Source organism: Mesorhizobium sp. B2-3-10 (assembly GCF_006442275.1).
GTDB lineage: Bacteria > Pseudomonadota > Alphaproteobacteria > Rhizobiales > Rhizobiaceae > Mesorhizobium > Mesorhizobium australicum.
Genome location: NZ_VFVT01000001.1, coordinates 986,839 through 1,005,597, shown reverse-complemented (window position 1 = coordinate 1,005,597; position 18,759 = coordinate 986,839). Strand labels below are relative to the sequence as shown.

The window sequence follows — 18,759 nt, the reverse complement described above, 5'->3', positions numbered from 1 at the left end:
GTAAGGGTTTTTGTCCGGAATTGCGAAGACAAGGAAATTGGAACGGCCAGTGTTCAGAACACTGACCGTTCCACGCCGCGGCGTTTCCGACTTTTCAGGCGATCAAGCTCAGTTGCAGGCCGCGACGCTGCCCGCGGCAACGCCCGTGCAGACTTCGTCCTTCTTGATCCAGCCGGCGTCGATGACGAGGTTGAGATTGTCCTTGGTGATGGCCACCGGGGTCAGGAACAGCGACTTGACGGTGTTGCCGCCAGGCGTCGTGAAGTCCTTCACGCCGGCGATGTCGGTCATCTTCTTGCTGTCGGCGAGTTGCGAGGCGATCTCGGCGGCGTTCTTGCCGAGTTCGCGCGCGTCCTTCCACACCGACACGGTCTGGGTGCCGAGCGCGATGCGGTTGAGCGCGGCGTGGTCGCCGTCCTGGCCGGAGACCGGCACGGTGCCGGCGAGCCCCTGCGCCGTCAGCGCCGCGACGACGCCGCCGGCGGTGCCGTCATTGGCGGCGACCACGGCGTCCACCTTGTTGTCGTTGGCGGTGAGGAACTGTTCCATGTTCTTCTGGGCGTTGGCGGGCAGCCAGCCGTCCGTATAGGCTTCGCCGACATTCTTGATCTTGCCGCTGTCTATGGCCGCCTTCAGCACTTCCATCGAGCCCGAGAACAGGAAGTCGGCATTCGGATCGGCGCCGGAGCCCTTGATGAAGACGTAATTGCCCTCAGGCTTCACCTTGAACACTTCGCGGGCCTGCATGCGGCCAACTTCCTTGTTGTCGAAGGTCAGGTAGAAGACGTCCTTGTTCTCGATCAGGCGGTCATAGCCGACGACCGGAATGCCCTCGTCGAGCGCCTTCTGTACCGCCGGGCCGATGGCCGACGCGTCCTGCGCCAGGATGATCAGCGAATTGGCACCCTGCGAAATCAGGCTCTCGACATCGGTCAGCTGCTTGCCGGGATTGGACTGCGCATCGGCGGAAATGTACTTGTCGCCCGCGGCCTCGATCGCCTTCTTCATGGCCGCCTCGTCGGTCTTCCAGCGCTCCTCCTGGAAGTTGGACCACGACACGCCGATGACCTTGTCCTTTGCCTGCGCGACCGACGCCAGCGTCAGCGACATGGCGACACCCGCCAGAATGGCGACTGTGAATCTCTTCATGATATCCTCCCTGCGCCCGCGTGTGGCGCGACCAAACTGGCCCTAAGGCCGGCACAAAGGCCCTAATTTTTTCGAGCCTCGAAAAAACACTGGTCCATCGCCGGAACACTGTCAACATCGATTCTGACGGATTTTGAGGTGCCGGAAGCCTTTTTTCGAGCCCCGCAATAAATAAATGACAGCCCCAGCCGCTTCTGCCAGTATTCGACCCGTTGCCGGAGGTGTTCGAGGGGGCGTCAAGAACCGCGGCGACGGGGAGGGAAATCATGTCGGTCGGAATCCGCCACGACGATCTGCGCCGGCGCAACCGCGCAATGGTGATTGGAGCCGTGCGCCGGGGTGGCCAGCCCTCGCGCACCGAGATCGCCGCCACCACCGCCCTGAGCCACTCGACCATATCGGCGATATCAGCCGACCTGATCGGCGAAGGTATCCTGAGCGAAGGCAAGCCGAACGAGGCCGGCTCACTGAAACGCGGCCGGCCGCAGGTTGGCCTTGGTCTCAACCCCGAGGCCGCGGCGGTCATGACCGTGGTGCTGTCGCTGAATTTCCTCTCCGTCGCCGTCATCGACTACGCCGGCCAGGTGATATCGGAGGAGCAGCGCCGGCTGGACACGCTGACCATGTCCCGCGAGGCGCTGATCGGCGAATGCGTGGCCATCGTCCGCCGCCGCCTCGAAGATCCCGACCTCGACGTCGCCAGCATCGCCCGCATCGCGCTGGCGATCCAGGGTATCACCGACACCGAGGCGCGCGCCATGCTGTGGTCGCCGATCACGCCGCAGACGGACATTGCCTTCGCCGACATACTCGAAGCCGAATTCGGCATCCCCGCCACCATGGAGAACGACTGCAACATGATGGCTGTGGCGCTGCGCTGGCGCGACCCCGAGCGCTACCGCGACGACTTCATCGCCATCCTGCTCTCGCACGGCATCGGCATGGGGCTGGTGCTGAAGGGCGAGCTGTTCACCGGCACCCATTCCTCGGGCGGCGAGTTCGGCCACATGATCCATCGCCCCGGCGGCGCGCTCTGCCGCTGCGGGCGGCGCGGCTGCGTCGAGGCCTATGCCGGCAACTATGCCATCTGGCGTAATGCAGGACAGCTGGGTGAGGACGCCAAACCGGTCGACGTCAGCGACGCCGACATGCGCGCATTGGCGGCTACGGCGCGCGAAAGAGACGGACCGGAGCGCGAGGCCTATCGCAAGGCCGGCGAGGCGCTGGGCTATGGCCTTGGCAGCCTGTTCGCGCTGATCGATCCGGCGCCGGTTGCGATGGTCGGCGTCAGCGCCGCCGCCTTCGATCTGATCGAGCCGGCCTTGCGCGAGGCCATCGCCCAGACCGCCGGCGGCCAGCATTCGAAATCGATTTCCTTCGATACAGAGCCGAACGAATTGCCGCTGATCCGCGAGGGCTGCGCCATGCGCGCGCTCACCTTCGTCGACCAGGAGATTTTCGCGCCGGGCGTGCAGGTGAGATCCGGCAAGAACGTGGCCTGATCTCAATCCTCGCGGATTGCGTAGCCTGCGCCACGGATGGTGCGTATCACATCGGGCATGCGGCCATTGTTGACCGCCTTGCGCAGGCGGCCGACATGCACATCCACGGTGCGCTCGTCGATGTAGATCGTCTCGCCCCAGACATTGTCGAGCAACTGGCTGCGCGAGAACACGCGGCCGGGATGGCGCATCATGAATTCGAGTAGCCGGAACTCGGTCGGTCCGAGCCGGATCTCGCTCTTCTTGCGATAGACCCGGTGCGATTCGCGGTCGAGCACGATGTCGCCGACCTTGAGCACGCTGGACAGCACTTCCGGTTTGGCGCGGCGCAGCAGCGCCTTGACCCGGGCCATGAATTCCGGCGTCGAGAACGGCTTGACCAGATAGTCGTCGGCGCCGGTCGAGAGGCCGCGCACGCGATCGCTCTCCTCGCCGCGCGCCGTCAGCATGATGATCGGCAGTCGCTCCGTCTCGGGCCGCATGCGCAGGCGCCGACAGAGTTCGATGCCGGAAACCGCCGGCACCATCCAGTCGAGCACCAGCAGGTCGGGCACGTTTTCCTGGAGGCGTATCTCGGCTTCGTCGCCGCGTGTCACCACCTCGACCTGGTAACCCTCGGACTCCAGGTTGTAGCGGAGGAGCACGCCCAGCGGCTCCTCGTCCTCCACCACCATGATGCGTGGCGCGATCATCGATCGATCATCCCTGCCGTCAAGCCGCCGGCACCGACATCGCCGTCTCGTCCTGCTTCGGACGGTTGGCGGGCAGTTGCGTGCCGGTCAGCACATAATACGCATTCTCGGCGATGTTGGTCACATGGTCGCCGATGCGTTCGAGATTCTTGGCGCAGAACAAAAGATGCGTGCAAGCCGTGATGTTGCGGGGATCCTCCATCATGTAAGTCAGGAGTTCGCGGAAGACCGAAGTGTATTTGACGTCGATGCGTTCGTCGTCATTCCTGAGCTTGGCGAGGGCGGCGGCATCGCCGGCCGCATATTCCTCGACGACGCCCTGCACCTGGATCAGCACCAGCTGCGCCATGGAGTCGATGGAATGCGACAAGTCGCGCGGCGTGGCGGTGAGGCCTACCGAGCCGACGCGCTTGGCGATGTTCTTGGCAAGGTCGCCGATGCGTTCGAGATCGCCCGCCATGCGGATCGAGCCGACGACATGACGCAGATCGTCGGCCATCGGCTGGCGCTTGGCGATCAGGGTGATGGCGCGATCATCGAGTTCGCGCTGGCGCGCGTCCATGATGGCGTCGTCGGAGACGACGCGCTGTGCCAGCGCGTTGTCGGAATTCAGCAGCGCCTTGGTGGCGCCGCCGACCATCGTGCCGGCGAGATCGCCCATGTCGCTGATCAGCTTGCTGATCTGTCCGAGATCCTCGTCGAAGGCTGCGACTGTGTGTTCGGCCATGATCCTGGTCCTCGTATGCGTGAGATCAGCCGAAGCGGCCGGTGATGTAGTCCTGCGTGCGCTTCTCGCGAGGCGACGTGAAGATCTTCTCGGTCTTGTCGAATTCGACCAGCTCGCCCAGATACATGAAAGCCGTCTGCTTCGAGACGCGCGCGGCCTGCTGCATGTTGTGGGTGACGATGACGATCGTGTAGTCGGCCTGCAACTCGTCGATCAATTCCTCGATCTTGGCGGTCGACAATGGGTCGAGCGCCGAGGCCGGTTCGTCGAGCAGGATGACCTCCGGCTTGACCGCCACGGTGCGGGCGATGCAAAGCCGCTGCTGCTGGCCGCCCGACAGGCTGAGGCCGCTGGCATTGAGCTTGTCCTTGACCTCGTTCCACAGCGCGGCGCGTTTCAACGCCTGCTCGACACGGCCGTCCATCTCGGCCTTGCCGATCTTCTCATAGAGCCTGACGCCGAAGGCGATATTCTCATAGATCGACATCGGGAACGGCGTCGGCTTCTGGAACACCATGCCGATCTTGGTGCGCAACAGGTTGAGGTCCTGCGAGCGGTCGAGAACGTTCTGGCCGTCGAGCAGCACCTGACCCTCGGCGGTCTGCTTGGGGTAGAGCTCGTAGATGCGGTTGAAGACGCGCAGCAGCGTCGACTTTCCGCAACCCGACGGTCCGATGAAGGCCGTCACGCTGCGCTCGGGCAGCGACAAGGTGATGTCTTTCAGCGCCTTCGACTGGCCGTAGTAGAAATTGAGGTTCTTGACCTCGATCTTCGCCTTGGCGGCTGCCTCTGTCGCAATCGTCATGTCTGGAGACAACATCTGGCTCATTTGTCCTCTCTGCGTCCGGTCAGGCTGCGCGCAAAGATGCTGAGCGCGAGAACCGTCAATGTGATTATGAGTGCGCCGGTCCACGCCAGTTGCTGCCACTCCTCGTAAGGGCTGAGAGCGAACTGGAAGATGGTCACCGGCAGGCTGGCCATCGGCGCATTGAGATTGCTCGACCAGAACTGGTTGTTGAGCGCTGTGAAGAGTAGCGGCGCCGTCTCGCCGGAAATGCGGGCAATGGCCAGCAATATGCCGGTGACGATGCCGGACATCGCCGCGCGGTAGGCCACCGAACGGATCACCACCCAGCGCGGCGCGCCAATCGCCGTGCCGGCCTCGCGCAAAGCGTTCGGCACAAGGTTGAGCATGTCCTCGGTGGTACGCACCACGACGGGAATGACCAGGATGGCCAGTGCCACGGCACCGGCGATGGCCGAGAAATGCCCCATCGGCCGTACCATCAATTCGTAGACGAACAGGCCGATGATGATTGAGGGCGCCGACAGCAGGATGTCGTTGATAAAGCGCACCACGGTGGTGAGCTTCGAAAAGCGGCCATATTCGGCCATGTAGGTGCCGGCCAGCACGCCGATCGGCGTGCCGACGACGATGCCGATAATGGTCATCACGATGCTGCCGTAGATGGCGTTGAGCAGGCCACCGGCATCACCGGGCGGCGGGGTCATTTCCGTGAACACTGAGAGCGAAACGCCCGACAGGCCCTTATAGAGCAGCGCGCCGAGGATCAGCGCCAGCCAGGCAAGGCCGATGCCGGCGGCGATGACGCAGAGCGTCATCATCACGCCGTTCTTGCGCTTGCGGCTCTGGTGAAGCGATGCGGCTGTCGACATCGGTCAGACTCCGGTACGGGCATCGATGCGCATCAGCATGTAGCGGGCGACGGCAAGGATGAGGAAGGTGATGACGAACAGGATCAGGCCGAGCGCCACCAACGAGGAAGTGTAGAGATCGCCGACGGCTTCGGTGAATTCGTTGGCGATGGTTGCCGAGATCGTCGTTGCCGGCGCGAACAGCGAGGCGCTGATCCGGTGGGCGTTGCCGATGACGAAGGTGACCGCCATGGTTTCGCCGAGCGCGCGGCCGAGGCCGAGCATGACGCCGCCCATGATGCCTATGCGGGTGTAGGGGATGACGACGCGGCGTGTCACTTCCCAGGTCGTGCAGCCAATGCCGTAGGCGGACTCCTTCAGCACCGGCGGCACCGTGTCGAACACATCCTTGGTGATCGAGGTGATGAAGGGCAGCACCATGATGGCGAGGATCAGCGACGAGGTCAGCAGGCCGATGCCGTAGGGCGGACCGGCAAACAGGCTGCTAAGGCCGGGAATGCCATGGAACACGTTGATGATGAATGGTTGCACTGTCGTCTGCAGGAACGGTGCCAGCACGAACAGGCCCCAGATGCCATAGATGATCGACGGGATGCCGGCCAGCAGTTCCACGGCCATGCCGATCGGGCGCCGGAGCGGACGCGGGCAAAGCTCGGTGAGAAAAATGGCGATGCCGATACCGAGCGGCACAGCGATCAGAATGGCGATGGCCGAAGTGATGATGGTGCCATAGATCGGCGCCAGGGCGCCGAATTTCTCGGTGACGGGATTCCAGCTCTCGGTGGTCAGAAAGGAGAAGCCGAAGGTCGACAGTGCCTGCCAGGAACCGGCGAACAGCGAGATAGCGACGCCGCCGAGCAGCACCAGCACGAGAATGGCGGCGGCGCGGGTCAGCCCATGGAAGATCGAATCGGTCAACGCGAACCGTCTGACGGTGGCGTCGCGTGAACCTCGAATGGCTGGCAAGGCTTCGTGGGCAGCGCTCATGTCAAGCTCGGCTCTTTGTGTTGATTGAAAAGGAGCGCCGCGGGGCGGCGCTCCTCCAGAAAGATATTACTCGCCGGCGTAGACGGGCTTGCCGTCGGCCTTGATGTCGGCCTTCCACGAAGCCTTGATCAGGTCGACGACGCTATCGGGGATCGACACATAGTCGAGCGCCTTGGCGGTTTCCTTGCCGTCCTTGTAGGCCCAGGCAAAGAACTTGAGCGCTTCGCCGGTGGCCGCGGCATCGTCCGGGGTCTTGTGGATCAGCACCCAGGTCGAGGCAGCGATCGGCCAAGTGGCGTCGCCCGGCTCGTTGGTGATGATGACGTTGAAGTTCTTGGCGCCCTTGAAGTCGGCGTTCGAAGCAGCCGCGCCGAAGGATTCGAGCGACGGCTCGACGACCTTGCCGGCGGCGTTCAGCATCTTGGAGTAGGAGAGATTGTTCTGCTTGGCATAGGCATATTCGACATAGCCGATGCCGCCGTCGGTCTGCTTGACGGTGTTGGCAACGCCTTCGCTGCCCTTGGCGCCGACGCCGGTCGGCCATTCGACGGCCGTATCCGAGCCGACCTTGTCCTTCCAGTCGGGCGAGAGCTTCACGAGGTAGTCAGTGAAGTTGAAGGTCGTGCCCGAGCCGTCCGAACGATGAACGACGGCGATAGCGGTCGACGGCAGGGTGAGCGAGGGGTTCAGGGCCTTGATCGCGGCATCGTCCCAGGTGGTGATCGCGCCGAGATAGATCTGGGCCAGCGTCTTGCCGTCGAGGACGAGTTCGCCCGGCTTGATGCCCGTGAGGTTGACGATCGGCACGATGCCGCCCATCACCATCGGGAACTGCACGAGGCCGTTCTTTTCGAGATCGGCGTCGGACATCGGCTTGTCGGTGGCGCCGAAGGTCACGGTCTTGGCGATGACCTGCTTGATGCCGCCGCCCGAGCCGATCGACTGATAGTTGAGGCCGATGCCAGTATCCTTCTTGTAGGTGTCGGCCCATTTGGCGAACACCGGATAGATGAAGGTCGAGCCGGCGCCGGAAAGGTCAGCTGCCATTGCTGCGGAAAGGGTGAGGGTGGACGCCGCAGCCATTGCAATCGCAACGGCCGCCGAGCGGATGAAATGTCTCATGTGGCCTGCTCCTGTTCGGAAGATGGTCTCTCGGCGCCACTTCTTGCCGGCGCCCGCTGAGGCCAATAGCCTTCGATTATAACAGTCGCATGACAGTTTCATGTCAGCCCGGTAACGCGTTGCCGGTAACGCGAAAGACGCCGGTCTCGGGCGCTCGCGGCGCGGTCCGAGTTTGCCGCCGGAATCAGGGGCTTGAGCCCTCCGACGGCTGGAATCACCCCGGACTCGACCAGGCTTTCCCAAATGAAGAAAATCCGGACGGGAGCGCGTTGCTCGCAGCCAGAGCGTGTCATGGCCGGGCCATCGCCAAAAACAGGTCCGTTGGGGTAGAGTGACACTGTTTCTTGCAGGCGGTCGCTGCTCCCGCCCGTAACTGAGAAGAGCGGAATTCGATTTCGCTATTGTTCCGGCTGGACACCGCCTTTGATATGGCGCGATCGCACCATAGTCATTGCACGCAGCGGTAGCAGCGAATCTCCTGCTGATTCCTTGATTGCCTCGCCGGACCCGCAATCCAGGCGACGCGGGCTCTATCCCGCGTTGCGGTGGACCTGACGGCCGGCGCCGACCCAGCGCTCGACCTTCTCGAGCAGGGCCCTGGGGCTGATCGGCTTGGGCAGATAGTCGTCCATGCCTGCCTCCAGGCAGCGCTCGCGGTCGCCCTTGAGCGCATGCGCGGTGACGCCGACGATCGGCACATGCGTGCCGGTCTCCTGCTCCAGCAGGCGGATCGCGGCCGTCGCTTCGAGACCGCTCATCTCCGGCATCGAGACATCCATCAGGATCATGCACGGATTGAGCGTACCGAAGGCGTCGAGCGCCTTGCGGCCATTGCCGACGATCTCGAAACCATAGCCGGTCTCGCCGAGGATTTGCGTGAACACCATCTGGTTCACCTCATTGTCCTCGGCCACCAGGATATCCAGCCTGTGCCCGCCGGCCGTCGCAGGCAACCTGGGGCGAACCTGTGGCAGCTGCAATTGCGCGCGCTGCTCGGATGGCGCCAGGGGCGGCGGCCGGGAAGCCTCGGACGCCTCGCCCGCGAGCGGTTGAACGGCGTGGCCGCTGGTGGCGTGGCGATGGCGCTGGATGGTCGCGACCAGTGTTTCCAGGAGCACCGAGGAGCGCGCCGGCTTGATCAGCTGGGCGTCGATGCCAAGATCGCGGTAGCTGGTGTTGGCAAGCGACTGGTCGACCGATGTCAGCATGATGATCGGCGTGTCCGCGAGGCCCTCGGTGTTGCGCACGATACGCGCCATTTCGGCGCCGCTCATCTCAGGCATCTGGTAGTCGAGCACGACGCAGTCGACCGCCACGCCATAAGCTGCCGCGGCGATCAGCACCTTGAGACCTTCGGCGCCGCTTTCGGCCGCGCAGGAATCGAACGTCCACGAGGTCATCTGCTCGGTCAGGATGGCGCGGTTGACGGCGTTGTCATCGACGATCAGCACGCGTGCGCCCGTCACGTCCACCGGCGTGATGCGCTGCCCGCTCTGCTGCCCGGCCCCTGGCAACGTTACGGTGAACCAGAAGGTTGACCCCTTGCCTTCGGCGCTCTCGACGCCAATGTCGCCGCCCATCAGGTCGACCAGCCGCGAGGTGATGGCAAGGCCAAGCCCGGTGCCCTCGTGGCGCCTTGTCGAGGACGTATCGACCTGGCTGAATTTCTCGAACACCAGTTTCAGTTTTTCCTCGGGGATGCCTATGCCGGTATCGGTGACCGAGATCGTCAGCCTGGTTCCCGTTGGAACCCGTTCGCCGGTCACGTCGACCAGCACGTGGCCCTCATCGGTGAACTTCACCGCATTGCCGAGCAGGTTGGTGACGATTTGCCGGATGCGGCCGACATCGCCGATGAACAGACTTTCAAGCCGCGGCTCGATGCGCACGATGAGCTCAAGATCCTTTTCCTTGGCCCGTGTCGACACCAACGTCGCCACGTCCTCGATCGCCTCGGCGAGATTGAATGGCGCCGGGTCGAGCACCAGCTGGCCGGCATCGATCTTGGAGAAATCCAGGATGTCGTTGATGATGGTCAACAGCGCGTTGCCCGATTTGACGATGATGTCGGTGAATGTCTTCTGCTTCGGATCGAGATTGGATTTGGCCAGGAGTTCAGCCATGCCCAGTACGCCGTTCATCGGCGTGCGGATCTCGTGGCTCATATTGGCGAGGAACTCCGACTTGGCGCGGTCGGCGAGCACGGCGCGCCGGCGCGCCTCGCTGAGCTCCGCCTCGCGCTGCTTGAGTTCCGTGATATCGGTGGTCGAACCGATCAGGTAGAGCGAACCGTCGGAGGCGATCATTGCGCCCTTGCGGGCGAACTGATGCCTGACGCTGCCGTCTGGAAGGCGCACCGTCTCCTCGATCTCCTGGGTTTCGCCTGTACGCAGCACGGCGAGATCGCTGGCCACGAAGGCCTCGCCATCCGGCCCGAAGATCTCGACGTCGGTCTTGCCGATCGCCTCCTGCTTGCTGAAGCCGGTGAGATCGCACCAGCCCTTGTTGACATAGAATTGCCTGAGATCGGAGCGCTTGGCGTAGATCGACACCGGCACGTTGTCGATCAGGCTGCGGAACACCTCGTTCTCGCGCATGCTCTCTTCCAGAGCTTGCTCGCGCGCCTTGACGTCGGTGATGTCGGTGCTGGAGCCGACCAGATGCACCGATCCGTCCGTGGCCACCAGGCGGCTCTTGCGCGTCATCAACTGCCGCACCGTTCCGTCACGATGAGTGACGGGCTCCTCGACCTCGCGCACATTGCCATTCGTCACGACATCGGTATCGTCCTGGCTGAAGCCCTCCGCTTCCTCGCCGCTGAACAGCTGACGGTCGGTCCGGCCGATGACGTCGTCCTTGGCGAGACCGGTCAGCGCGCACCAGGCCTTGTTGACGAATTCGATGCTCAGGTCCTGCGCCTTGATGAAGGCGGCTACCGGCAACTCGTCCATGACATGGCGGAAGAGATCGATCTGGCGCATCGAGTCATGAAGCGCCGCCTCGCGGCTCTTGAGGTCGGTGATGTCGACGCGCACCCCGATGAACGTGCCGTCGCCTGTGCGCATGTCGTAGACCTGGTACCAGCGGCCATCCGCATTGAGGCGCTCATAGGAGGAATTCGGCAGACGGTAACGCGCCAGGATGCCGTCAAGCCAGCGTTCGGAATCGCCTTCGTACAGGCTGTCGATCCCAGGATCGCCGCTCGAACGGAAATAACCCACCGAATGGCCGAACTCCAGCGCTTCGCGGAAGGTGCGGCCGGGCTGCCAGAAAGGCTTCAGCGCCGGCAAGGTATCCTGCAGCCTGTGGTTGGCGAAGACGAACTTGTCGTCGCGGTCGTAGATGATGACCCCCGCCGGCAGCGATTCCAGCACGCTGGCGAGATGCTTGCGCGCATCTTCGGCTTCGGTCTCGCGCCGTTTCATGTCGGAGATGTCGAACAGAAAGCCGGCGACATAGTCGCGGCCGCTTGCCATGCGGACGCGGTTCTTCCTGACGATACGCGAACGGGTGCCGCCGCCGTCCTCGAAGCTTTCTTCCACTTCGTATTGCTGTCCGCCGGCCAGCACCTCGCGTTCGCTGCTTTCGAACAGCGCGACCTCGTCCGGCCCGAGGAAATCGCTTCCCGGCCTGCCAAGCATGGCTTGCGGCGCCTGCTTGAACAGCGCCGCGAAGGCCTCGTTGACGAAGACGAAGCGCAGATTGTCGTCCTTGACGAAGATCGGATCCTTGACCCCGTTGATTACTGCTTCCGCCAGCCGCGCCTTTTCCAGCGCTTCGGCAAGTTCGGCCTCGCGATCCTTCATGTCGGTGACATCGACATAGGAAATGAACCGCTTGCCGCCGGCCAGCGGCGCCATCGACGAGATCAGCGTCCTGCCGTCATTGCGCGGGAACTGCCTCGCTCCAGCTGTGCCGGCTCTGATTTCAGCCTCGCGTTCGGCGACATGCCGGTGCCATGTCGCGTCGTCCGAACCATACGGGTCGATGTCGCGGCTGGCTTCCATCAGATCGCGGAAGCTGCAGCCGGTCTCGGCGCGCCGGGCGTCGATCTGCCAGAAATCGTAAAAGGCGCGGTTGATGACCTCGGCACGCATGTCGGCATCGAGGACAAGAACACCGATCGGCATCTGATCGACCATGGTGCGGAGATTGGCGAAAGTCTCGGCTATCTTGGCGTTGGCATTCTCGATCTCGGCGTCCCGCCGCTTGACCTCGGTGACCTCATAGTAGGTCAGCAGGCGTTTGCCTCCCGACAGAGCCGTGACGGAGAACATCATGGTGCGCCCGTCGGTGTGGGCAAACTCCCGAGGTGCGACGGTGCCGGCCTTGATCTCTTCGATGCGCGTGGCGAGGTAGCGCTGCCATTGCTCTTCGTCGATGTCGCCATAGATGCCGTTGCGGCGATTGAGTTCCATCAGCAGGCTGAACGGCGCGCCTACCGTCACGGCCCCGTCCGGAATCCTGGAGAGATCGCGATAGGCCTTGTTGACGATGAGCGTATCGAGCCTGGCGTCCAGAAGCACGACGCCCATATGCATGGCATCCATCGTCCGCTCGAGATCGGCGAGATGCTGGACGGCATCGCCGCCAGCCGCCGGCTGCATGGCCTCGAAGGCGCTGGCCAGCGCGGTGACGTTGCGGCCCAGGCCGCGATAGCCGACGAATTTTCCCTCGCTGTCGAAACGCGGGAAGCCTGACGTCAGCACCCAGCGGCAGTCGGGGCGGCCCCCCTTCAGTTCGTAGACGAAGTCGCGGAACGGCCGGTGCGCCTGCAAATCCTCCAGATGCGCCGCCGCACCGCGGTTGCCCTTCAGGACCTGGTTGAGAAAATCGAAGCGGAACCGGCCAAGCACCATTGCCGGATCGATACCGGTTGCCGCCTGGTAATCTTGAGAAAGCCAGGAAAAGCGCAGTTCCGCGTCGGTTTCCCAAATCCAGTCCGAGCCCGTTTCGACGAGTTGGCGCAGCGCGGCGGCGCAATCCATGTCGACGCCGGATGGCCCATCGCCGCCATGCGCGGCTGCCTTGCCGGGCTTGCGCTTGCCGCGCACGCCGATTGCTTCGTCCGATTCCGCCATGCTGTCCCCACCCCGAAAATCAAGGCCGAACCCTCCCTCCGCGGTCCGTCGGCGGAATGTGCCGCAGAAGCATTAACGATCCGCTAACCTTAACGGCGCAACCGGCCTGTTCCTGCTGCGTTATTCCGTCCGGTTGTGGCGCGGAGCAAGGCCGCGCTATAAGCATGCACAGGGGTGTTGCTAATGTACGGACGGATAGGGCCTTTCTTGCTGGGCGTGGCGCTGCTTTTCGGCGGCGGCTGCTCTCGCAGCTATGACGGCACGGTGGTTATTCCGCGGCCGCTCGACGCCAGGCGAATCTGGGACCGGCCGCCGCCCAATGTCGACTACCAGCCGCAGGTCGACAACAGCGCCTTTCCGGGTCCACCCCAGCCTCCTGGGCGGTTTTACGAGCGCAGGGTCGTTAAGCCTGCGCCTCACAGACGGTCTCAGACCAGGGCGACAACGTCCTCTCCTCCGTCATCGGGCCCCGAAAAACAATTGGCATGCAGGAACGTAAGCGCTCCCGGCCAAAGAGTTCGCATGGTTTGCGACTAATGCATAAAAACAAAGACCTAAAGCGCGGCGCCTGAATCCGCTTCGACGCGGCGTGCTTTGGAACGGTTCGGCTCTATAGCGTTGCCGCGCCCTTCCTCGGTTCCTTGGCGCCGAGCTTGTCGAGAGCAAGCCGAACCTGGCGCAGATCGTCCTGCCAGCCGTCATCGTCGCCCATCGGGCTCTCCGACGCCGCCCGTTGCAGCCCGCGCGCCTCGGATTCGATCTTGCGCAATTCAGCGATCTTCTGGTCGGTAGTCAGGGAGCCGTCTTCGACGATCTCCAGTACCCGCATTTCCCTGAACGTGGCCATGGCGCTTCTCCCTGCCTGATATCGACCACAACGCCGGGAAGCGGGCCCCTGTTCCGAAGACGGCCGTTCCCGCGAGAACACTCGTGGGTCATTCAGCCGGGAAAAAGGCGGGGCCGACCACACGCACCGTCCGCTGGCCGGCCTCGATCGACTGGAGCTGGGTGGCCGTCGGCGGGCCGATGCGTCGAGCCTGCGATCAATCAGGCGTTACCGGTGTCCGGCACTGAAACCTTTGCCCGCACTGCCGCGTTGAGGCGCAAAGGAGAACGCGCGATGTCGATGCATTTCACCGTATCGGAGCTGACAAGAAACCTTTTTCACTCCCTCGGGCTGGATCACGGGCGTGCCCCACGGCCGCTCAACCCCGAGCAAAACCTGTTGCTGGAGTGCTATCTGGCCGGGCAGATTCCGGAGTCGGCCTGGAGCGACTACGTCTTCGAGACCCCGGATCTGGCACGGCATGCCGAAGCACGGCGCCTGAGCCATTGATCTGCGGCGATCGGGGGGAAACGACACCCGACCCGGTTCTCCGGTTCGACGAACCACCCGTGCCGATGCCCGTTCTATGGCAGGCGTTTGGGCGTTACCGCTATTGCTTGGGCGAAACGAATTGCTGCGTGAACACGTTGCCGGCAATCCCTTGCGACAGCTCCGGCGATAAACTCAGCGGCGTGCAATTCTTCACCGCCGCTATTGCCGCATCGATGAACGCCTTACGTGCCTTGTCGTCGCCAGCCACCTTGGCGGCGGTTGGTCGCGGCGGCCCTATCAGAGTACCGTCGCGCTTGAAACTGAAACTCAGGGTTACAGTCGAATCTCCGGCACCGGCAGGCGGTGTCCAGCAGGACTGGATCGCGGTCCCGACATCGTCCATGGTGTTGAGCGTTGCGGCAGATGCGCATACGACACCTGCCGACATCACACCCGCAATCGCCAGTTTTGCAGCACGTTTCATCGCAAGCCCTCATCGTCACGACGGTCCGGCAACCCGCCGGACTGCTGTGATCGATGGTAGAGCCGACATGGGCAATGACAATATCCCTTGCCAAAAAGTTGTTCGAAGAAAGCCGACTGCGAAGCCGCCCTGGCGCCTGGCCGATGCGAGCCATGTAGCCCGAAAAAGCAAAAAGGCCGGCACGGAGCCGACCTTTCCTTTCCGCCTCGACAACTGCGCCAGTACATCCGTGGTCGCAGGCTGAAAGCGAATTGTCCCCAGTAGACAGGCTATTGGTAAACCAAACCTTAACCTGCCTGCCGTCCCCACCCGCAAGGCTAGGAATAGATGGCCGCGAACTCCATGATTGTCGCGATATGACGGCCTACGCGACGGCCCTGAACTCGGTTTCTGGTATCGTTCCAAGCCCGGCACACTGCGCGCATATCATGGTCTTTCCCGGGCAACCGCTTTGATGTGTCCCGTGCGGGCAGCAATACCCTTTTGAGGCACGCCATCTCGAGCAGTCGAAAACCTTTCCACCGCCATGGCAGTGCGTGCATGTCGTCCCAACAGAGGCCATTCCAAACTCTACCCGACCCGAAACCCGCGTTGCCGCGAAAGCTATTCCCGCACCGCAAGTATCAGGGATCGCAGTGCTTTCAAGCGTCGCGGCTTGACTTAAATTGGGTGGATTCGGGGTATGGGAAGCCCGGGCTCTCGCAGGCTTTGCGTGCTCTTTCGATGTATGCGGAGCCCATGCGGGACGGGTCCGAAACTGCAGGATTGTCTGGAGGTCAACGACAGGACCGTTGCCTGGTACGCCCAAGGGGAATCGAACCCCTGTTCCCGCCGTGAGAGGGCGGTGTCCTGACCGCTAGACGATGGGCGCGCTCAAGAAGGGGCGATATAGGCTGACGGCCGGGAAAAAGCAACTGGGGTTCGGCGGCTTTGCCGCATCGAATGAAAAGCCGCCCCCGCGTTACCGTTTCGGCTGGATCAGGTCCCACAGATTGCCATGCAGATCGGCGAAAACCGCCACCGTGCCATAGGCTTCGTGACGCGGCGCCTCGCGGAATTCGACGCCCTTGTCCAGCATCGCTGCATGGTCGCCGGCAAAATCGTCGGTTTCGAGGAAGAGAAAAACCCGGCCGCCGGTCTGGTTGCCGATGCTTTTCCTCTGCGTCTCGTCGGACGCCTCGGCCAGCAGCAGCCTGGCGCCCTGCCCGTCTGACGGCGCGACCGTGACCCACCGCTTGCCGCCGCCGAGATCGATATCCTCCGTCAGCGTAAAACCCAGCCGCTCGACATACCAGGCGATCGCCTCGTCATAGCTGGCGACGACCAGCGCCACTGTCGCGACACGACGATGTTCGGCGAAGCCGGTCATGTCCGTGGCAAATGTGTTTGCCGCATTGGCGCCTGCCTATTTGTTGCGGATCGCAAAACGGCCAATCAGGCGGCGCTCGGCGATATCGTAGACGAAGATCGCACGGCTGCCGTCGGCAAGCTCGGCGTCGATCGAAAGGCGGCTGCCCGACAGTGACTGACCGACCACCTTGGCGCCAACCGGCAGCACGATGTCCCCGCTGAGCGGTTCGCCGGCGGGCACCTGGATGTCACCGGCCAGCGGCGGGCTCACCGGCGTTGCCTTGCGTGATTTGTAGACAATCGCCGCGATCACCACCATAAGAGCCAGAAAGAGCAGGCCGAGATTGATGGCCATGAAGCGGATGAGCTTGCCGCGCAGCTTGTCGACTTCGGGGGCGAGCGGCTTTTCCTGCTCTTCATCGGCATCGGGCCGGGCCATGGCAAACATTCCGGAATGGTTTTTCGATGAGCGCTCATAGCGAAGAGGCCTCCGAATTGATAGAGGACCTGTTGATAGAGGCCGCGCCCACCTTGCTGGTCGCCGGCGCGGATGCGGCCGGCCAACGGCTCGATCAGTGGCTGGCGGCAGCCCTTGGCCCGGACATGTCACGCAGTCGCGTGCAGATGCTGATCAGGCAAGGCGCCGTCGTCATCGACGGCAAGCCGGTCGACGAAACCAAGCGCAAGATGCGCGCGGGCGAAAATGTGTCCGTAGCCATGCCGGAACCGGAGCCGGCGCAGCCGCAGGGCGAGAACATTGCGCTCGACGTGCTCTACGAAGACGACGAGTTGATCGTCATCAACAAGCCGGCGGGGCTCGTCGTGCACCCCGGCGCCGGCAACTGGACCGGCACGCTGGTCAATGCGCTGATTCATCATTGCGGCGACAGCCTGTCAGGCATTGGCGGGGTGCGCCGCCCGGGCATCGTCCATCGCCTCGACAAGGAGACCAGCGGCGTCATGGTGGTCGCCAAGACCGACCGTGCCCACAAGGCTATGTCGGAGGCGTTCGCCGACCACGGCCTGACCGGCGATCTCGAGCGCGCCTACCTGGCGCTGGTCTGGGGCATACCGCAGAGGCCGACCGGCACGATCGATGCACCGCTTGGCCGCGCCTCCGACCGGGTTCGCCGCGCCGTGGTGCCGGAAAGCCGCGACGACGCACGCCACGCCGTCACCCGTTTTGCCGTGCAGGAGCGTTTCGGCGAGGGCCAGCGGGAATTCGCTGCCGCTAGCCTCGTCGAATGCCGGCTGGAAACCGGTCGCACCCACCAGATCCGCGTCCACATGGCCCATATCGGCCATCCCGTGATTGGCGACCCGGACTACGGGCTAGCCTTCCGCACCAAGGCCAATCGGCTGCCCGAACCGCTGAAACGCCAGGTCGAGGCATTTTCCCGGCAAGCTTTGCATGCATGGCTCCTTGCATTTCGGCACCCGACTACCCATCTAACGATGAGGTTCGAGGCGCCGTTACCGGGGGACATGGAGGAACTCGTCGGCGGCTTTCGCAAGCTCTGAACCTGCCATCAAAAAACCTGAGTGGCATTGTTCACTTCAGCGTGACACACTGTTTCGTGTTGAACAAATGCCTGTCTTTTCTGGTTTTGTTCCTGTATAAGATCTGTTGTCGCGAGCGAGCCTTTTGGTGTTCGCGTCACATGCCTGCCGCGTTTCGGGGGCATCACTCCAATAGAGAGGGGGCGCTATCATGGCCCAGTCATTACCCAGTATCGTTTCCGGTGAAGGCGGCCTCAGCCGCTATCTGGAAGAAATCCGCCGCTTTCCCATGCTTCAGCCGCAGGAAGAGTACATGCTCGCCAAGCGTTACGCCGAGCATGAAGACACCACGGCCGCGCACAAGCTCGTCACCAGCCATTTGAGGCTCGTCGCCAAGATCGCCATGGGCTATCGCGGCTATGGCCTGCCGATCGGCGAAGTGATCTCGGAAGGCAATGTCGGCCTCATGCAGGCCGTCAAGAAATTCGAACCCGAGCGCGGTTTCCGTCTCGCCACCTACGCCATGTGGTGGATCAAGGCCTCGATCCAGGAATACATCCTGCGCTCGTGGAGCCTGGTCAAGATGGGCACGACCGCCAACCAGAAGCGTCTGTTCTTCAATCTCCGCAAGGTGAAGGGCAAGATCCAGGCGCTGGACGATGGCGACCTCAAGCCCGACCAGATCGCCGAGATCGCCACGCGGCTGAACGTTTCCGAGGCCGAAGTGGTGTCGATGAACCGCCGTCTGTCCGGCGACGCGTCACTCAACGCGCCGATCCGGGCGACGGAAGGCGAGTCCGGCGAATGGCAGGACTGGCTGGTCGACGACCACGAAAGCCAGGAAGAGATGCTGATCGAGCAGGACGAGCTGGAAAACCGGCGCGGCATGCTGTCGGGCGCTCTGGCCGTGCTCAACGATCGCGAGCGGCGCATCTTCGAGGCGCGCCGCCTCGCCGAGGAGCCGCTGACGCTCGAGGAACTGTCGGCCGAGTTCGACATCAGCCGCGAGCGCGTGCGGCAGATCGAGGTGCGCGCCTTCGAGAAGGTGCAGGATGCGGTCAAGGCCGCCGCCAAGCGCCAGATGCAGGCGCTGCGCACCATCGAGGCACAGCCGGCGGCTTAAAGCCGGCTTCGCGCAGGAAATAGCAGGGCGGCGTCAGGAAACTGACG

Annotated in this window: 16 protein-coding genes and 1 tRNA gene; 4 read left to right on the top strand and 13 right to left on the bottom strand. The window is 63.2% G+C overall.

All coding sequences use genetic code 11. The features are described from left to right. Positions 1–108: 108 nt before the first annotated feature. The gene (xylF, locus tag FJ943_RS05120; RefSeq protein ID WP_140720103.1) at positions 109–1,149 is read right to left on the bottom strand and encodes a D-xylose ABC transporter substrate-binding protein; all 1,041 of its coding nucleotides are present in this window, start codon (positions 1,147–1,149) and stop codon (positions 109–111) included. A gap of 266 nt (positions 1,150–1,415) precedes the next feature. On the opposite strand from xylF, the gene FJ943_RS05115 reads away from it, so the two are divergent. Further along, positions 1,416–2,651 (top strand): ROK family protein, encoded by a 1,236-nt coding sequence (locus tag FJ943_RS05115; RefSeq protein ID WP_140720102.1) that lies wholly within the window; start codon positions 1,416–1,418, stop codon positions 2,649–2,651. 2 nt (positions 2,652–2,653) lie between these two features. Here FJ943_RS05115 and phoB read toward each other — a convergent pair whose 3' ends face one another. The 8 genes from phoB to FJ943_RS05070 form a co-directional block, all read right to left on the bottom strand. Beyond that, the gene (phoB, locus tag FJ943_RS05110) at positions 2,654–3,343 is read right to left on the bottom strand and encodes a phosphate regulon transcriptional regulator PhoB (RefSeq protein ID WP_010911896.1); all 690 of its coding nucleotides are present in this window, start codon (positions 3,341–3,343) and stop codon (positions 2,654–2,656) included. 19 nt (positions 3,344–3,362) lie between these two features. Beyond that, positions 3,363–4,070: a phosphate signaling complex protein PhoU gene (gene phoU / locus FJ943_RS05105; protein WP_140662983.1), complete on the bottom strand. Its 708-nt coding sequence runs from the start codon at positions 4,068–4,070 to the stop codon at positions 3,363–3,365. 25 nt (positions 4,071–4,095) lie between these two features. Continuing rightward, on the bottom strand, positions 4,096–4,899 hold the full coding sequence (gene pstB / locus FJ943_RS05100; RefSeq protein ID WP_140509733.1) for a phosphate ABC transporter ATP-binding protein PstB: 804 nt from the start codon (positions 4,897–4,899) through the stop codon (positions 4,096–4,098). Continuing rightward, positions 4,896–5,747 carry a phosphate ABC transporter permease PstA gene (gene pstA, locus FJ943_RS05095; protein ID WP_015315385.1) on the bottom strand — a complete coding sequence of 284 codons (852 nt, stop codon included), beginning with the start codon at positions 5,745–5,747 and terminating at the stop codon, positions 4,896–4,898. The genes pstB and pstA overlap by 4 nt, the downstream gene beginning before the upstream one ends. Positions 5,748–5,750: 3 nt before the next feature. Further along, positions 5,751–6,734, bottom strand: a complete 984-nt coding sequence (pstC, locus tag FJ943_RS05090) for a phosphate ABC transporter permease subunit PstC (RefSeq protein WP_140720100.1) — start codon at positions 6,732–6,734, stop codon at positions 5,751–5,753. Positions 6,735–6,800: 66 nt separating this feature from the next. Next, positions 6,801–7,856 (bottom strand): phosphate ABC transporter substrate-binding protein PstS, encoded by a 1,056-nt coding sequence (gene pstS / locus FJ943_RS05085; protein WP_140662988.1) that lies wholly within the window; start codon positions 7,854–7,856, stop codon positions 6,801–6,803. Positions 7,857–8,386: 530 nt separating this feature from the next. Then, positions 8,387–12,937, bottom strand: a complete 4,551-nt coding sequence (locus FJ943_RS05080) for a PAS domain-containing protein (protein ID WP_181174492.1) — start codon at positions 12,935–12,937, stop codon at positions 8,387–8,389. 610 nt (positions 12,938–13,547) lie between these two features. After that, on the bottom strand, positions 13,548–13,784 hold the full coding sequence (locus tag FJ943_RS05070) for a hypothetical protein (RefSeq protein ID WP_015315381.1): 237 nt from the start codon (positions 13,782–13,784) through the stop codon (positions 13,548–13,550). 273 nt (positions 13,785–14,057) lie between these two features. Here FJ943_RS05070 and FJ943_RS05065 point away from each other — a divergent pair, with 273 nt between their 5' ends. Further along, on the top strand, positions 14,058–14,273 hold the full coding sequence (locus tag FJ943_RS05065) for a hypothetical protein (RefSeq protein ID WP_140720378.1): 216 nt from the start codon (positions 14,058–14,060) through the stop codon (positions 14,271–14,273). A 100-nt stretch (positions 14,274–14,373) separates the two neighbouring features. Here the strand turns inward: FJ943_RS05065 and FJ943_RS05060 are convergent, their stop codons facing one another. The 4 genes from FJ943_RS05060 to FJ943_RS05045 all read right to left on the bottom strand — a co-directional run bounded on the left by FJ943_RS05060 (position 14,374) and on the right by FJ943_RS05045 (position 16,528). Continuing rightward, positions 14,374–14,739, bottom strand: coding sequence for a hypothetical protein (locus FJ943_RS05060; RefSeq protein WP_140720097.1), 366 nt, complete (start codon positions 14,737–14,739; stop codon positions 14,374–14,376). Between the two features lie 796 nt (positions 14,740–15,535). Then, positions 15,536–15,610 (bottom strand) — tRNA-Glu (locus FJ943_RS05055). Between the two features lie 90 nt (positions 15,611–15,700). Then, positions 15,701–16,108 carry a VOC family protein gene (locus FJ943_RS05050; protein ID WP_015315378.1) on the bottom strand — a complete coding sequence of 136 codons (408 nt, stop codon included), beginning with the start codon at positions 16,106–16,108 and terminating at the stop codon, positions 15,701–15,703. 36 nt (positions 16,109–16,144) lie between these two features. Further along, positions 16,145–16,528 carry a fimbrial protein gene (locus FJ943_RS05045; protein WP_140720095.1) on the bottom strand — a complete coding sequence of 128 codons (384 nt, stop codon included), beginning with the start codon at positions 16,526–16,528 and terminating at the stop codon, positions 16,145–16,147. Between the two features lie 26 nt (positions 16,529–16,554). Here FJ943_RS05045 and FJ943_RS05040 point away from each other — a divergent pair, with 26 nt between their 5' ends. Beyond that, a complete protein-coding gene (locus tag FJ943_RS05040) occupies positions 16,555–17,610 on the top strand; it encodes an RluA family pseudouridine synthase (protein ID WP_140720093.1) in 1,056 nt (351 codons plus the stop codon). Positions 17,611–17,800: 190 nt separating this feature from the next. Next, complete coding sequence (gene rpoH, locus FJ943_RS05035; protein ID WP_015315375.1) at positions 17,801–18,712, top strand: RNA polymerase sigma factor RpoH; 912 nt, start codon at positions 17,801–17,803, stop codon at positions 18,710–18,712. The last annotated feature ends 47 nt before the right edge of the window (positions 18,713–18,759 follow it).

Coding starts and splice junctions, on each gene's coding strand:
- FJ943_RS05060 (WP_140720097.1), bottom strand. CDS start 14,739: ATGAAACGTGCTGCAAAACTGGCGATTGCGGGTGTGATGTCGGCAGGT.
- FJ943_RS05050 (WP_015315378.1), bottom strand. CDS start 16,108: ATGACCGGCTTCGCCGAACATCGTCGTGTCGCGACAGTGGCGCTGGTC.
- FJ943_RS05080 (WP_181174492.1), bottom strand. CDS start 12,937: ATGGCGGAATCGGACGAAGCAATCGGCGTGCGCGGCAAGCGCAAGCCC.
- FJ943_RS05040 (WP_140720093.1), top strand. CDS start 16,555: ATGAGCGCTCATAGCGAAGAGGCCTCCGAATTGATAGAGGACCTGTTG.
- pstS (WP_140662988.1), bottom strand. CDS start 7,856: ATGAGACATTTCATCCGCTCGGCGGCCGTTGCGATTGCAATGGCTGCG.
- pstC (WP_140720100.1), bottom strand. CDS start 6,734: ATGAGCGCTGCCCACGAAGCCTTGCCAGCCATTCGAGGTTCACGCGAC.
- phoB (WP_010911896.1), bottom strand. CDS start 3,343: ATGATCGCGCCACGCATCATGGTGGTGGAGGACGAGGAGCCGCTGGGC.
- pstA (WP_015315385.1), bottom strand. CDS start 5,747: ATGTCGACAGCCGCATCGCTTCACCAGAGCCGCAAGCGCAAGAACGGC.
- xylF (WP_140720103.1), bottom strand. CDS start 1,149: ATGAAGAGATTCACAGTCGCCATTCTGGCGGGTGTCGCCATGTCGCTG.
- FJ943_RS05045 (WP_140720095.1), bottom strand. CDS start 16,528: ATGGCCCGGCCCGATGCCGATGAAGAGCAGGAAAAGCCGCTCGCCCCC.
- pstB (WP_140509733.1), bottom strand. CDS start 4,899: ATGAGCCAGATGTTGTCTCCAGACATGACGATTGCGACAGAGGCAGCC.
- FJ943_RS05115 (WP_140720102.1), top strand. CDS start 1,416: ATGTCGGTCGGAATCCGCCACGACGATCTGCGCCGGCGCAACCGCGCA.
- rpoH (WP_015315375.1), top strand. CDS start 17,801: ATGGCCCAGTCATTACCCAGTATCGTTTCCGGTGAAGGCGGCCTCAGC.
- phoU (WP_140662983.1), bottom strand. CDS start 4,070: ATGGCCGAACACACAGTCGCAGCCTTCGACGAGGATCTCGGACAGATC.
- FJ943_RS05065 (WP_140720378.1), top strand. CDS start 14,058: ATGTCGATGCATTTCACCGTATCGGAGCTGACAAGAAACCTTTTTCAC.
- FJ943_RS05070 (WP_015315381.1), bottom strand. CDS start 13,784: ATGGCCACGTTCAGGGAAATGCGGGTACTGGAGATCGTCGAAGACGGC.